Source organism: Streptomyces griseofuscus (assembly GCF_014673495.1).
Classification (GTDB): Bacteria; Actinomycetota; Actinomycetes; order Streptomycetales; family Streptomycetaceae; genus Streptomyces; species Streptomyces murinus.
Genome location: NZ_CP051008.1, coordinates 53,058 through 67,502 on the forward strand (window position 1 = coordinate 53,058; position 14,445 = coordinate 67,502).

Annotated in this window: 12 protein-coding genes; 6 read left to right on the forward strand and 6 right to left on the reverse strand. The window is 71.2% G+C overall.

What is annotated here, in order from left to right; translation table 11 throughout:
* Positions 1 to 140 precede the first annotated feature (140 nt).
* Together HEP81_RS40330 and HEP81_RS40335 are read left to right on the forward strand one after the other, a co-directional pair.
* Positions 141 to 917 carry a ParA family protein gene (locus HEP81_RS40330; protein ID WP_051850661.1) on the forward strand — a complete coding sequence of 259 codons (777 nt, stop codon included), beginning with the start codon at positions 141 to 143 and terminating at the stop codon, positions 915 to 917.
* Positions 914 to 1,774 (forward strand): hypothetical protein, encoded by an 861-nt coding sequence (locus HEP81_RS40335; protein ID WP_037663139.1) that lies wholly within the window; start codon positions 914 to 916, stop codon positions 1,772 to 1,774. Before HEP81_RS40330 ends, HEP81_RS40335 begins: the two co-directional genes overlap by 4 nt.
* Positions 1,775 to 1,868: 94 nt before the next feature.
* On the opposite strand, the gene HEP81_RS40340 is transcribed toward HEP81_RS40335, so the two are convergent.
* Both HEP81_RS40340 and HEP81_RS40345 read right to left on the reverse strand, forming a co-directional pair.
* Positions 1,869 to 2,078, reverse strand: coding sequence for a hypothetical protein (locus HEP81_RS40340; protein WP_037663136.1), 210 nt, complete (start codon positions 2,076 to 2,078; stop codon positions 1,869 to 1,871).
* Between the two features lie 29 nt (positions 2,079 to 2,107).
* Positions 2,108 to 2,449 (reverse strand): hypothetical protein, encoded by a 342-nt coding sequence (locus HEP81_RS40345; RefSeq protein WP_051850660.1) that lies wholly within the window; start codon positions 2,447 to 2,449, stop codon positions 2,108 to 2,110.
* Positions 2,450 to 2,744: 295 nt separating this feature from the next.
* Between HEP81_RS40345 and mobF the strand changes: the two genes are divergently transcribed.
* Positions 2,745 to 4,718, forward strand: coding sequence for a MobF family relaxase (gene mobF, locus HEP81_RS40350; RefSeq protein WP_157854655.1), 1,974 nt, complete (start codon positions 2,745 to 2,747; stop codon positions 4,716 to 4,718).
* 454 nt (positions 4,719 to 5,172) lie between these two features.
* Here the strand turns inward: mobF and HEP81_RS40355 are convergent, their stop codons facing one another.
* Positions 5,173 to 5,616 (reverse strand): hypothetical protein, encoded by a 444-nt coding sequence (locus HEP81_RS40355; protein ID WP_051850658.1) that lies wholly within the window; start codon positions 5,614 to 5,616, stop codon positions 5,173 to 5,175.
* A gap of 660 nt (positions 5,617 to 6,276) precedes the next feature.
* On the opposite strand from HEP81_RS40355, the gene HEP81_RS40360 reads away from it, so the two are divergent.
* From HEP81_RS40360 to HEP81_RS40370, 3 genes are all read left to right on the forward strand, one after another.
* Positions 6,277 to 7,914 carry a replication-relaxation family protein gene (locus HEP81_RS40360; protein WP_063755289.1) on the forward strand — a complete coding sequence of 546 codons (1,638 nt, stop codon included), beginning with the start codon at positions 6,277 to 6,279 and terminating at the stop codon, positions 7,912 to 7,914.
* A gap of 108 nt (positions 7,915 to 8,022) precedes the next feature.
* The gene (locus HEP81_RS40365; protein WP_037663131.1) at positions 8,023 to 8,373 is read left to right on the forward strand and encodes a hypothetical protein; all 351 of its coding nucleotides are present in this window, start codon (positions 8,023 to 8,025) and stop codon (positions 8,371 to 8,373) included.
* Positions 8,374 to 8,375: 2 nt separating this feature from the next.
* Positions 8,376 to 8,600, forward strand: a complete 225-nt coding sequence (locus tag HEP81_RS40370) for a hypothetical protein (RefSeq protein WP_106980090.1) — start codon at positions 8,376 to 8,378, stop codon at positions 8,598 to 8,600.
* Between the two features lie 62 nt (positions 8,601 to 8,662).
* Here HEP81_RS40370 and HEP81_RS40375 read toward each other — a convergent pair whose 3' ends face one another.
* Genes HEP81_RS40375 through HEP81_RS40385 form a run of 3 tightly spaced genes read right to left on the reverse strand, consistent with a single transcriptional unit; the run spans position 8,663 to position 11,477 of the window.
* The gene (locus HEP81_RS40375) at positions 8,663 to 9,490 is read right to left on the reverse strand and encodes a hypothetical protein (RefSeq protein WP_037663129.1); all 828 of its coding nucleotides are present in this window, start codon (positions 9,488 to 9,490) and stop codon (positions 8,663 to 8,665) included.
* On the reverse strand, positions 9,487 to 9,786 hold the full coding sequence (locus HEP81_RS40380; RefSeq protein WP_078967743.1) for a hypothetical protein: 300 nt from the start codon (positions 9,784 to 9,786) through the stop codon (positions 9,487 to 9,489). Before HEP81_RS40380 ends, HEP81_RS40375 begins: the two co-directional genes overlap by 4 nt.
* A complete protein-coding gene (locus HEP81_RS40385) occupies positions 9,786 to 11,477 on the reverse strand; it encodes a Helicase associated domain protein (protein WP_190276130.1) in 1,692 nt (563 codons plus the stop codon). Before HEP81_RS40385 ends, HEP81_RS40380 begins: the two co-directional genes overlap by 1 nt.
* Positions 11,478 to 14,445 lie beyond the last annotated feature (2,968 nt).

The window sequence follows — 14,445 nt, forward strand, 5'->3', positions numbered from 1 at the left end:
AACACCGCGTAGACGTCCCGCAGTTCTGAGCCCTGCTCTCCCTCGTTCGGGTTGTCTCATGCCGCGCCCCCGGCCGCTGCCTCTGTCGACACCCTACGAGGGGGGCTTGGCGTCCGTAGAGCAGCGCTATCGTGCCCGTCATGACCGATCCATTCCCGTCCGAAGAGGACGCCCCGGTGCCCGCGGAGCCCGTGGGCAACCTGCCCATCCCCAACACCCACCCCGACGGCGGCCCGCGCAGCATCGTCTTCGTCAACGAGAAGCCCGGCACCGCGAAGAGCACCTCCGCGGTCCTCACGGCGCTCGCCCTGCACGAGGACGGCCAGGACGTCGTCCTCATCGACGGCGACGTCAACGGCAAGTCCGTCATGGGCTGGCACAACGCGATCGGCGGTTTCCCGTTCCGCGTCTTCCAGATGCCGTCGGTGACCCTGCACCAGGACATCCCGAAGACCTTCGCCGACCCCAAGACCCGCATCGTGATCGACGCCCCGCCGCTGGAGAACCAGCCCGGCATCGCGCGGTCTGCCATGCGGTACGCAGACCTCAGCGTCATCCCCGTCGCTCCGTCGTCCATGGAGACCGAGCGGATGGGCGACATCCGTGACGAGATCAACGACCTCGGACCGCTGACCCTCAACGGCATCTGCGCCCGGGTCCTGCTCAACCGCTGCATCCCCCAGGCCAAGCGGCACAACCGGCTCTACCGGAACATCCTGGTCTCCGGAGGCTGGAACGTCTTCGACACCGCCATCCCCATGGTCACGGAGTTCCAAGGCGCCTGGGGCAAGACCATCGAAGCCGGAGGCGGCGAGTACGACCAGCTCCTGGTCGAACTCGGCATCCGGCAGACCCGCGACGACACCTACGACGAGCTGGTGTCGTACCTGACGAAGGCGCGGGAGAACAACGCGTGACCGAGAAGGACACAGCGGCGTCCTCCGCGCCCGCCCCGCGTCGCGGCAGCCGCCGACGCCGACCTGACTACAAGGCTGACGAGGCCGCGGCGAAGAAGGCTGTTGCCACCCACCGCCCAGGGGGCCGGCCCAAGAGCCACCAGAACCCGGTCTTCCTCTCGCCCGAGTACGACCAGGGCACCCCGGCCGAGCGACTGGCCAAGCTCGAAGCGCTCATCTCCGCAGCGCAGTCGGCAGCCGAGACCAGCCTGATCGTCGCTCACAACGAGTTCGTCATGCAGGCAGGCCCCGCCCTCATCAAGATCAAGGAAGACGATCTGTGGCAGGCGGGCGGCTACACCAGCTTCAAGGACTACTTCGAGAAGAAGTGGAAGTACACCGAGCAGCGGGCCTACCAGCTCATCAGGGCCGTGCCGGTGATAGCGGCCCTCAAGGGCGTCGCCACCGTGAAGATCAACGAGGGGCAGTGCCGCGAGCTCGCGCCCGTTGCCCGCGATCACGACGCCGCCACGGTGCAGAAGATCTGGCGCGCGGCTGAGTCCAAGGGCAAGGTCACCGCGAAGTCGCTGGCCGCTGCTCGCGACGAGCTCGACATCAAGGTCGCTGTCGACGACGCTGAGCGGGTGGTGCCTCGGAGCAGGAAGGCTCCCGCGCCGGCACCGGTCGACCCTGTCGCGCGGCTAGCCGGGTACGTCGGCCACGTCGAGACCTTCGCCCAGCAGGTGCAGGGGCTCGATGACGCGTACGCCGCAGCGCTGAAGAAGGACGCCCCGGCAGCCGAGAAGCTACTCACGGAGATCCGGGGACACATGGCAGCCGCCGCCGCCGCGTTCCCCCAGCAGCCCCCGGGCGACTAAACAATTGTTCAGTCGCCAACGGCCCCGCATCGAGGAAGGATGCGGGGCCGTCGCGTTGAGGGTACGGCTGGTGGGGGCTCTGCGTGCTCCCGGCCTACTCCTGGAACTCGGTGCTCTGGACGCCGTAGAACGTGGGCTTCGCGGGGCGGACCTCGGACTGCTCCAGCGTGTCTGCGAGCGGGGCGAACCCCTCGCTGCGCCGGACGACGTTGAGGAACTTGCTCAGCGCGTCCTTGTCCTCCCAGAGCTCCTGTGCGGTGCTGATGATCAACGACTTCAGGTGATCCGACTCGTTCGCTGCCACGCGGTGTCCCCTCCTGATGCTCGGAGCGATCAGCCAACCAACACGCGGCCCGCACCCGCAAGACGGCCTTCGGCCAGGGGCCGGTCCAGGATGTCGTGGGTCCCGATCCGGTGCCACACCACGTGGGGGAGCCCGGCGACCACCACCCGGCCGTACGACCACGTGGCGCGCCCGTCCGGCGCCCAGGTGAGTTCGTAGATGCCGAGGGCGCGGCGTACGCCCTTGATCCGTAAGCCGGGGCGGAACTGGCGGCCGGTGCGCAGGTCCGGCACGAAGGCGTCCAGCACGACGCGGCGGAAGCGCCGGCGCTGGTCTGGGGTGAGGTGCTGGAGGTCGGCAGCGAAGCGGGGGCAGGTCTCGAAGGTGGGCACGAGGGGTCTCCTCCGGGCAGCACGACGAAGCCCCCGGCGGGTGCCGGGGGCTGGGTAGGCGGTGCGTCTTTGGCGGTGCGTCTTCCTTGGCACTCGGTGGTGCTCAGTTGGTGCTTGGTGTCGTCTCAAGTCGTCTGGTGTGGGTTGCCGGAGAGCGATGACATTCGTGTCCGGTCCGGGGCCGCGTCCCGCCTGGCGGGCGCCGACGAAGAAAGTTCGGCCCCTGCTCCCGCCTGACGGGCTGTCCCGCTGATTGCCCTTTCCTTGCAGGTCAGGGCCGTGTGCCGTGGTCTCCATGACAGTGGATATCAGGGTGATCCGGGCCGGTCAGATGTACCGCTACTACCTCCGCGAGACCGTCGTCGGCGACGCCCGCCGCCCGGCTCGCACACCGCTGCGCGCCGCCCAGGAGCAAGCCGGGGTCCCGGCCGGGCGCTGGATGGGCCGCGGCCTTGCCGCGCTCGGACTCGCGCCGGGCGAGGAAGTCACCGAGGCGCAGCTACGGAACCTGTTCGGCGAGCGCGGCCGCCACCCGGACGCGGACCGGATCGAGGCCGACCTGCTCGCCGCGGGCGCCTCACCGAAGCAGGCGTTCAAGGCCGGCGCCCTCGGTCGCCGGGTGACGGTCACGGGCGTGGACTTCGTGTTCCGGCCGCAGCCGAGCATCTACCTCCTTTGGGCGCTGGGGGATGAGGAGACCCGGCTGGTGATCGAGGCCGCGCACGAGCGGGCGATCGTCCGGGTGCTGGAGTGGATCGAGGACGAGGTCGCGGTGATCCGGTACGGCAAGGACGGCATCTACCGGGTGCGGCCGCCCGGCGGTCTGGTCGCCGCCCGCTTCCGCCACTACGAGGCGCGCTCCGGCCGACCACTGCTCCACGACCACCTGATGCTGTCGGTGAAGGGCCAGCGCCTGGACGGGAAGTGGGGCTCGGTCCACACCACGGCCCTGTACGAGAACACCGTGGCCGCCTCCGCGCTCTACAACGAGCTGGTGGCCGCTGAGGTCTGTGAGGAGCTGGGGCTGGCGACCGAGCCGCGCACCGTCACCCCGGGGCGCCGGCCCGTGATGGAGATCGCCGGGGTGCCGCACGAGCTGATCCGCTGGACCTCCAAGAGGAGCGACCAGATCGCCGCCTGCCTGGAGGAGCTGGAGCAGGAGTACGTCACCGCCGTCGACGACGACGGCGAGCTGCGGTTCCTGCCCGTGGTCTCCGAGCGGGCCCGCGCCAAGATGGAGCGGATCGCCGCCCGCAAGACCCGCCCGCCGAAGAAGAAGACGCTGCCGCTCGCGGAGCTACGCGTCTGGTGGAAGGTGAGCGCGATCCTCACCTCCAAGGTCGCCGCCGACGTCATCACCTCCCTCCTCGAGTACGCCCGTGCTGCGGCCGCGGCGATCCGGGCCCGGGTCGCCGTCGTGGTCGACGTCGCCCTGGCGGCCGTCGACGTCGCCGCGACCGTGTTCGTGATGAACGAGGGCGGGCGCTTCCACCGCCGGCACCTGCTCGCCGAAGCCCGCCGCCACCTCGCTCTGGTCCTGCGCGGCCGCCGCCGCGACCCCGGCCTGGACGACCAGGTCGTGGCCGCCGCCATCTCCACCCACTGCCTGGACATCAGTGAACCGAAGACCGTACGCGGCCTGGAGGCCGGCTACCGCCTCTACACCGCCCGGTGGTCCCTGTCCGACCTCCCCGCCCGCCGCCCGCCCGCCGTGCCCGATCCGGACCGGCACCCCCCGGCCGATCCCGGCGAGCCGGCCGGACTCCGGGCCCCGGGCCAGGACGCGGGGGAGTGGGAGATCCCCCGCGTCCCGCTCCAGTACGAGCGCGCCGTCCTCGCCGGTGCGGTGGTCCGCGAGCAGCTGCGCACCACCACCGCCACCGCCGTGCGGGGCCGGGCATACGACGTCGTCGCCCACCAGCAGGCGGCGATGCCCGAGCAGCTGCTCGCGCCCGCGGCCGCCGATCCCGAGCGCGACGACCAGGAGCCGGAAGCCGTACCCGGCGAGGCGATCGACATGACGGCGCTGCGGGCCCTGCGCGACTCCCGTACGGACGTGGAAGCCCTCGACATCACCGGCGACCGACTGCGCCATCTCCAGGACGTGTTCACCAAGGCGGGCGAGGACGCCCGCACCCGCGCCGCCCGTGCGGCCCGGCGCACCGCACCGGACGACGCCGACGCGGCGCACCCGGTGCGCCAGGACGACCAGCAGGCGCACCACCCGCAGCAGCCCGGACCGCACCGAGGCCGGGAGGCCGGCCACTGAGCGCACCACGGTGGCGCACCCCGGTGCGGTGGTGCGCACCGACGATGTCCGGTGTCCACTCCACCGAGTGGAGTCCACCGGCCGGGAGTGGACGCCACCGCGCTCTCCACCCACTCCACCGAGTGGGGCCCACCGGGTGGAGTGGACGCCACCGACGGGAGTGGAGCCGCACTTCCACCCGGTGCGTTTCCCCTAGACACCAGCTCAGGTCAAGGGAAAACGCGCCGCCCCATCGCCTCCACCCGGGCCGACTCCACCGCACCACCGTCCCTCCGGTACGCGCGCCGGCCGCACCGGTGAGCGCACCGCCCACCGAGTGGAGCGCACCGAGTGGACGGTGGTGCGCATCGTGGTGCGCACCGGATGGACTCGGTGCGCGCACCACCGCACCAGGGCGCACCGGATCGGAGCGCACCACCGCACCGGTGCGCTCCCACCCGGTGCGGTGGTGCGGTCAGTGGTGCGCACCGGGTGCGGAGTGGATCGCGTGCGCGAGCACCAGGTGCTCACCGCGCATCGCCTCCAGGGTGTCGGCGGTGTCCGGGTGGTCGGGGTCCGGGATGACGTTCACGGTGAACCGGATGATGCTGCGGGCGATGCCCGGCGCCGCCGTGGTGGGGGATTCCCGCGCCCAGTCCCGCAGCGCGGACAGCAGCGCGCACCCGACCTCGTCCAGCGCGAAGGAGTCCGCGGACAGCTCTGCCTCCCCGTCCACGGCCGTGGCGGGCCCGACGATGTCCTCGGCAAGCCGCAGCAGGACGAACGCCAGCTCCGGGTCGGCTTCCGCCCGTCCGGCGACAGCGGCGCCGCCGCCCATCTGCAGGGCCAGGAGGTAGTCGAAGCCGAGCTCCACCTGCTCGGGCGTCAGCGGGGTCCGGGGCGGGATCAGGTACGGCATGGAGGTCTCCTCAGACGGGTGTCGCCGCGCTGATCGCGACGACTCCCCGCAGCCTCGGGCGATCACCCTGTGGACAGAGGACAGAGACTTCTCCCTGCCTTCCGGGGGTGGCCGGCCCCGACCACGAACGGGGCCGCACCCCCCTTGTCGACCTCTGCTACCGCCCCGACCACGGCCGCGTTTCCCCTAGACAGGGTTCGCTACCGGCCACGGTCAGACCGCGGACTAGGGGGTCGACGGCACGCTGCTCCTTTACCTCGACCGCCCCGGCCGGGGCCGCGAAGGAGACGTGTCGATGACGAACACCCACCCGAGGACCGGGCAGCGGCACCGCTCGGACTGCTCCCATCGGAAGGCCCGCCCGTGGCGGGCAAGCCCAAGGGGGTTCCCTGGGTGCCCACTTCAAAGGCCCCTCGGGAACCCCCTTTGGAGCCCGGCACCCCCGCCCGGAGGAAAACCCCTAGTCAGAGGCATAATCGGCGTGAAAATCGCAGCGTCACAACCCTCTTCTCTCCTCTTGTTGTCTGTAGTGGAGGAGATCATCGGGTTCCGGGGGGCCCGGACGCCCTCCCAGGCCGGGCGCGGCCAGCCGCAGCAGCCGCGGCGGCGGTTGGCCGACGGCGGGCGGTTGCGAGCAACGAGGGAGAGGAAGCAGGGCTGATGACGGGGAAGCGGAAGACCAACCCAGCGGGATCGACGAACAGCTACCGCGGCGACGTGCTGCGCGTGCTCGGAGCGCTCAAGGTCGCGACAGCGGATCAGGTCCAGCGGATCGGCGCCCCGCACCTGACCTTCCGGCACGCCGACAAGCCGACCCCGTCGAAGCAGAAGCAGGCCCGCACCGCCTCGCACACCGGCGCGCTCTCCGACATGCGCAAGCACGGCCTGTCCGAGAACGGCGGCTCCACCGAGACCGGCGACTCCCTGCGCAACCTCACCCTCAAGGGCCTGGAGGCCGCCTCCTACGAGCTGCGGCGGCCGGTGACGGAGATGGGCTCCACCGCGCGCGGCGCGGGCTCCAGCGGGGCCTCCCACCCGATGGCCGTCAACGAGACCGTGATCGCGATGCTGCGCCCGAAGCCGAACATGGCCAAGCTCGCCGAAGACCCGCCCCACGTCCAGGCCGCCGCCCAGGCCGCCGTCGACGGACCGGACGGCATCGGCACCATCGCCTCGTACTGGACCGAGGTCCCGCTCCCGGCGACCGGCACCTGGAACGCGCCCGGCAAGGGCGGCGCCCAGGCCGACCTCGTGCTCACCGCCCCGCAGGACGGCGTGCCGCTGCTGTTCATCGAGGTCGACAACTGCCACGAGACCGCTGAAGAACTCGCGCTGAAGCTGGAGAAGTACGCCCGCTTCTTCCGCCGCACCGCGAAGGACACCGACGGCAAGGAGCGCCCGATGTGGCGCACCCGCTGGTCCACCCCCGAGGGCCCGTACGGGGAGGCGCCGCACCCGCCGGTGCTGCTGGTGTTCAACCACATCGGCGAGCGGAACCCCAACCGCACCGTCCCGCGCCTGCAAGAACTGACCCGCCACCTGTGGCAGGGGGAGCGGCAGCGCGGCGGCCACCACCTTTACGACCGGAAGATCCCGATCATCGCGGTCGGGCTGAAGAACCTCCAGAAGCACGGCCCGGCCGGCGCCGTGTTCGCACGCTTCGGTCGTACGCACCCGCAGCCGCTCCTGGAGGCGATCGGCAACCCGCGCTTCGAGGCCGCCCAGGCCCGTGAGGCAGAGGAGGCGAAGACCCGGGCGGCGGCGCACCAGGAACAGGTACGGCGTGCCGCGCAGGAGCTGGCGGCGAAGCAGGCCGCCGACCGTGAGGCCCGCCGCCCCGCGTGCACCGGCTGCGGGACGAAGTTCACCGACGCCCGCTGGGAGGCCGTGCAGCCGAAGGGCTGGGACGCGCCGAAGGACTCCCACCCGCAGCTGTGCGACAACTGCAAGCAGACGGCCACCGCGGCCGCCGCCAGCCCGGCGGCCGGTACGTGGGAGCGCCAAGAGCCTGTGCGCGGTGAGGCGGGGTCGGACGACTTCTGGCCCGCCCCCGAGCGCCCCGTCTGCACCGAGTGCGGTGCCGCGTTCACCGACGAACGATGGAAGGCGACCAAGTCCGTCGGATGGACTGCTTCCCCGGCGAAGCATCCGTCTCTGTGCGGGGACTGCGACCAGCGGTACGAGGCCGACTTGGACCGGGCCTGGGGTGTGACTCCCCGGCGGGAGGAGCGCGACCAGGAGCAGGAGCCGGCCGTGCCCGAGCAGAAGCCCGGCTGGCTCTCGCGCCTGCGCCGCTGAGCCGGGCACGCCGCCGGCGGCCGGGCGACGGGTACACGTACCGGTCCGCCCGGCCGCCGGTGGTGGGGGAGACTGAGGGCCACCATTCCAGCGGCGAGGGGCGAGAACATGGCGGCGAAGACGGATCCGGCGCAGTTGGTCCGGCAGGCCCGGGACCTGATCGAACAGTTCAACCGCGTGGTGCTGGACGACGCGAAGGAGCTGTCCGCGCCCGCGCTGTCGGAGTCCACCCAGGCGCTGAAGGCGTTGGTCGAGCGGCTCCCGCAGGCGTTCGAGCAGACCGCCGACGTCCTGGAGCTCCTGGCCAAGAGCGACAAGGTCACGGTCGAGCAGGGCGACGTGAAGACCGAGGTGGCCGCGACCGCCGCGGAACTCCGGGCGGTCGCGGCCGACAGCGAGCAGCTGGGCAAGAGCCTCGCGAACCCGGCGTCGGCCCTGTTCCTCATGGGCGGCCGCTGACCATGACCGACCTGCCCTCGCCCGAAGAGGTCGAAGCCGCCCGCACGCCCGCCGGCGGCTGGAAGCGCGACCAGCTCGCCGCCTGGGGAGTGCCGTGGCCCCCGCCGAAGGGCTGGAAGGACGAGCTGGCCGAACGCTGGAAGGACGCCCGCCCAGCGGGACCGCCGGCGCCCCCGCCCACCCCGGCCCCGGCCGACTTCGCCCAGGACACGCTCGACTTCGGCTGACCCGACGACAGCGGGGCCGGACAGGATCACCCTGCCCGGCCCCGCTGCTCGTTCCCGGCTGCTCACCGGCTGAGGCGGATGCGCGGCCCCCACGCGAACTCGAGGTCGTCTAGGAAGACGGTCTCCAGCTCCTCCTCCCACCGGCCGCGCAGGAGGAACGGGGCGGCCTCCATCCGCTCCAGGATGACCAGGGTCTCGGGCTGACCGACCAGCGCGTACCGGCCGTGCGAGGCGGGCCTGCTGCCCGGCCCGTACGCGCGCAGCAGCTCCTCCAGGCGGGCGCGGTGCTCCTCCACGAACACCGCCAGGCGCTCGATGTACCCCGCGCGTTCCTCGTCGCCCACCGCGCTCAGCGCGGCCTCCAGGAAGTCCGACCCGTCCGGCCAGTGGCGGGTGCCCGGCGCGGCCACGGCCCACGGGAAGCGTTCCGCCGCCGCCAGGACGTCCTTCGCCTCCAGCGGCGGCACCGAGGCCGGGGCGGGTTCGTCCGCCGCCGTCGCCTCCGGGGCGGCCGGGGCGGGGGAGGCCGGCTGTTGGAGGTGGGCGACCAGCATGGCGCTGGAGGCGGCGCGCCCGCGCCCCGCGTGGGTGGTGGTGTCGGCGATGCGCAGCAGGTAGCTGGCGACGTCGCGGACACCGGCGTGCCAGCCGTCCTCGAACCGCGGCTCGGACTTGTGCGGGGCGCTGCTCTCGGAGATCCAGGTGTGGGCGCCGGCCACCGCCCCGGCCTCCAGCTTCGCCACGATGTCGTCGGCCTGCTCGTGCCCGATCCCGGCGGCGGCCAGGGCCTGGAAGACGGTGAGCCGCGCGCTGGTGGCGTCGTGCTGGTGGTGGCTGATGGCGGCCAGCTCCTGGCCGTACGCGTCGGCGTCGTGCTGCTCGGTGCTCACGGGGTGCCTCCCTTGTCTGTGCGGGTGCGGTGGGTGACCCAGTCCGGATCGCGTACGGGCACCGGCACCGTGGTGTCGGCGGCGGGGGTGCGCATGATGCGCCAGCTGGTGCGCGGCGCGGTGGCGACGTGGACCAGGACGACGACGGCCTGGCGCCCCGCGCCGCCCCGGGCCCACGCCCCGGCGTGGTGGACCTGATCGGCTGCCCAGTCGCCCGCCCGCCGCCACGGGCGCAGCCGTCCGAGCAGATAGCCGGCTGCGAGCGCGGCGGCCGCGGTGACGATGACGCCCACCATCAGGACCACCTCATCCCGACCTTGGACAGCTGCTCCACCCGCTCCGGCGACAGCCCGGCGGCCCGGCTCCGCTGGTTGTTCACCCACGCCCCCAGCCGGTACTGGTCCTCCCGGCCGTCCTCGGAGACGGTCTCGACGTGCTTGCGCGGGACCTTGAGGTGTCCCTCGCGCTCGAAGAACTGCCGGGCGGCCGCGAGGTGGGCGTTCCACTTGTCGGCCTGCGTACGGGGCCGCTGCGGCTTCTCCTCCTCGGGCGCGGGCTCGATCCCGAGGACCTGCTCGCACATCCACTGCTGCACGGTCGTGAGCTCGTCCCACCCGTACCGCACCGACTGCACCCACCGCCCCAGGTCCTCGCCCTGACGCAGGACGTCGCCCGCCTCGGTGGGCAGCGCCTCGCCCGCGTCCAGGTGCATACGCACCAGGTGGAAGGCCCGCTGCCAGGTCACCGGCCACGACGGGCACCAAGAGGCGTCGATCTCCTCCAGCTGCTCACGCCGCTCGTCCGACAGCGCCCCGGCCGACGACTCCACCGGCAGACCCTCCGCGCGCCGACGCTCGTTCTCTGCGGCCTTCCTCGCGGCGGCCCGCGCGTTCTTGAGCCAGATGCCCACCGCCGCGCCCTGGAAGGTGGCGTCCAGCGGCGCCAGGAGGTGCCCGCTCTCGGCAGCCCATCCGCGCGCGGCCGTGAGGCCCTCCTCCCAGGCGACGTCGAAATGGCTCCAGATCATGCCGAGCTTCTCCAGCTGCGCGACGCGGTCCTCGTCCATCTCGCCGCGGGCGTAGAACCGGCGGGCGTCGGCGGTCCACTGCCCCAGCGGGAAGTTGGCGAGCGAGGCCGGCCACACCGCGCCCTCCGCCTCCTGGCCGTCGACGGCGGCGGCGGGAACGCGGAACGTGAACGGGACGCGCAGGTCTCCGTGTTCGCGGGCGTAGATCACGGCCGCCTCCACGCCGCGCCGCCAGTGCTCGTGCTCGGGGTTGAGGACGCGCAGGTTGATGAACGCGGCGAGGGCGGCCGGGTCGCGCGGCGTACTGAACTTCAGCAGGGCCTTGGCGGGGGCACTGACGCCCCCCGAGCCCTCGCCGCTCCCGCCCGTGCTCTTCCCGCTCTCGTCCTTCCTGACGGGCTTGTAGCGGCTCGGGGCTTGCTGCTCCGCGAGCGTCTCCACGATCCGCGCGTCGTGCGCCCGCAGCGCCTCCAACAGCTTGGCCAGCCCGCCGAACGCCCGGGACGTCAGCATGTTGTCCGCCGTCTCGCCCGGCCCGAGCAGGACCGGCACGACCAGGCTGGCCATCTTGCCCTCGCCCGGCTGCATCCGCAGCGCCCGGCCCACGGCCTGGACCAGGTCGGGCATCGAGCCGCGCACGTCGGCCCAGTACACGGAGTCGCAGTTCTTGGTGTCGACGCCCTCGCCCAGGACCTTCACCGAGCAGAGGAAGCACTTCTCCACGACGGTGCCGTCCGTGGCGACCCCGGCGGCGAACTCGCCCAGGAGGCGGCGGCGGTGGAGCGGCTTGTGGTCCCCGCACAGCCAGTCCGCCCAGATCGTCTTCGGGTACAGCACGGGGTCGCTGGCGTGCAGCTGCGCGGCGACGTCGGGAAGGCCGGCCGCGAACGCTTCGGCCTCCTTCACCACGTGGTGGAAGACGAGCGTGCGCCGGAAGTTCTCCTCCGCAGACGCCTTCACCAGGGCGGTCTGGAGCGCGGCGAGCCGGGCCCCGCGGACCTCTGGCCGAGCGCCCTCCGCGCCCAGGAGGGCCGCCGGGAAGCCTTCCGCTGTTCCGCGCAGTTGGGCGGTGTCTCGCGTAGACGTGTCGAAGAGTCTCCATCGGTCGAGCTCGGGCGGGGTTCATGGGACCGGGCGTCACGGCGCAGCACGAGCTCTTTGCGGCCGGAGTGTTTACTCGGCACGTCACTGCCGCCTCGGCGCTCAGGATCGGCGTCCGCGCGAGTACAGCCCGCCCGCAGGTGAAGCACGGCGCCGAAGGCCCGCTCGGCCAAGGCACCAGCTCAGAGCGCGCCCGGTCTCCACGCAGCCCCCACCGCGTCCTTTGTGTGCCCGCGCCAGAGCCGTCTGACTCGGCCGGCTCCCCGGTGTTATAGAGCGGGTGGACGTCGCTCGGGCGTTGTGTGGGGGCGTCGATGGGTAGGTGACCGGCCTCGATCGAGTTTCGTCACAGCCGCACGCGTCGGGCGGTGGTGCCCGGTGAGTCGGACGTCGAGCCGAGCACCACACCTGTGCATCCGGCCTCGCGACGTCCGATGCAGTCCTCCGAAATCGACCCAAGCCGTGGCGCCTCTTGCCATGCCGCCTCACGCGACGACATTATGCTAGGCCAGGGCAGAGGGCCAGGCGGGTCTAGCCTCTCCCGCTTGACCGGCACACGGCATCCAGGGACTGGCGCCAGAACAAGCGACGCTCTCTGCATGCACCAGTTGAGCAGCCGAGGGCGCGCTCAGGCCGAGCAGCCCGGCTACCTCACAGGCGCCGCGCACTCGGTTCGGAGCACGTCCGCCCTCACGCTTCGGCCGTCGTCCGTATGCGGATGTGGCGAAGCGCGAACACACCAGCGCTCCTTCGCCAATGTGAGAGGGCGGGTAGAGCGACACGGCACCCAGCGCGCCCTGCGCCGCCCGCGCGGCGCACGCACCTGCGGGTAGACCTCAGCGGGGTGGAGAGGGGGGCGGCCCGGAGGTGCGCGTGTTACCTAGACGGGCTTGATCGGGCCACGTCCGACCACACGACCACCGGAGCAGCGTGCACGGGAGCCTCCGGCAGCGTCCACTCCCGCGCGTCGCCCTGCGCGATCGCCACGCGGTCGCGTACCCGGGGGATGCGGACGCACTCGCGAGCCTCCTTCTCCACAGCCAGAGCGACGGCCCCGGGCGACAGCCCTCCCGGCTCCACATGGCCGATGCCTTGACGAGGGCATGAGGAGCCGCAGACGGCCGCTCCGTGCGGCTGAGACGACCGCGGTGCACTATGCGTGTCGTGCTCAGCCGTGCGGCCGCCCGCGCGCCATGCGTGGGCCACTCGAGAAGCCTGCGGTGAAGCGAGGCAATCTCATACGCGTGTAGATCCGCGCCCTTGTGGCGGACGGCCCTCAGCGTGTGGACGCGACGCGGTGAACACGACTCGGCGACGCGAGAAGCACGCTGTGGCGAGCGAGGGGTCGCTGAACAGGCGCCAGGCGGCGGCGCGACTCTCGGCGCCACGTTGTACGCGCCCGCTACTCGCGAGGGACCGTGTGTCACTCACGCGACGCTCACTCGTCTCGAGAACGACGTTCGGAGCCTCGCGGAGAACGTGGTCGGCGGTGTGATCCTCCGGATCTCAAGAGGCCTAACCGTTAGTTCTACCGTCCGTTCCCGCAGTGAGTCCGAGAATTGAATCAACCGCAAATCCCCGAGACCTCACTGCTCTGTGGACAGAACGGCGTGTCCAGACAGGAAACGCTTGGCATAATCGAATCGCGCGGATTGCGGCAACGACGCGATGAAGGCCCAGTGTGACGGGGCCACTGACTAGACATCCCCACTGACAATCGCACGACAACGCGAGACCATGGCAGCTCTACGTCAGCGCGCCTTTCCGCCGCGTGTCCGGGTCAGCAGAAGAGCCTCGCCTGTGCGTGCCAATCGATCAGGGGAATGCGCATAGTGTGCTGCTCGCAAGTTGCGAACGCCCCTAGAGGCCCCCTTCTCGATAGCGATGACAGGAGCGACCAACAACCTTTCTGCCACTCAGGTCTCCCCGCGGAAGTCTCCAGACGTTCTCTACCGGCGCTTCTAGCAACTCGCATGATTCAGACGTACTCAGGAGTCGTGAGTGAATCCGGACGCTCTACGCGCCGCCGTCAGCTCGCACAGCAGATGTGTAGTTCCGGACCGTCCACACGACAGCCGCCTCCTGCGATACATGGAACCAGATGATCTTCACTCAACAAACGTGCACGCGAGTGCGAGACAGTCTCGCACCAACTACCCACCACTCGCTCGCCCGCGCACGCCCCCCACGCAGCCTCACGAGAAGCAGACCAAGATGTCGACCCGCTAGCCACGGAGTCCGCTCGCTTTAGCACTCACGCCGGACTAGAGTGGGGCCGCATCGCATACGGAACCCTACTCTGTACGCGCTCGGGTGGCCAAGAGCCGCCATGCCGAATTGGTCATCTATAGGAGCATAGCCTGGCCGGAGCTCACCGCGAATGCGCACCGCAGTCAGGAGATGTCGAGCTGACGGAGCGCAGAACACCAGCGCGGAGCGGCTGGCCAGTGGCTCGTTGCAGAAGAAGCGCGATAAGCGCGACCCGCGTGGTGCTGAGACCGCGCTCGGCCTTAGACACGTTGTCCTTTCGCCCAGAACTGCTTGTATTTTCCTCGGTCCATGATCATGCGCTGCCGACGGTAGATACATCGTCGGTGCATTGAAGCTGCCCTCGGCGCTGATGTCCGAATGGAATTCGTTCCGTCGCCGTAATCCTCACCCGACGTGACCGTGCGTGGGAGTGGAGCGGGCACAGCGGACTAGACGAACCGTCTACGCCGCAGGTCCGTGAGACCCGGCCTCGATCCTGCTGGTGACTAGGGTGAGTCACCGTGAACCACGGTGGTGCGCACTGGCGCGGAGGGTGGCCCCCGAGCGTTACCGGGCG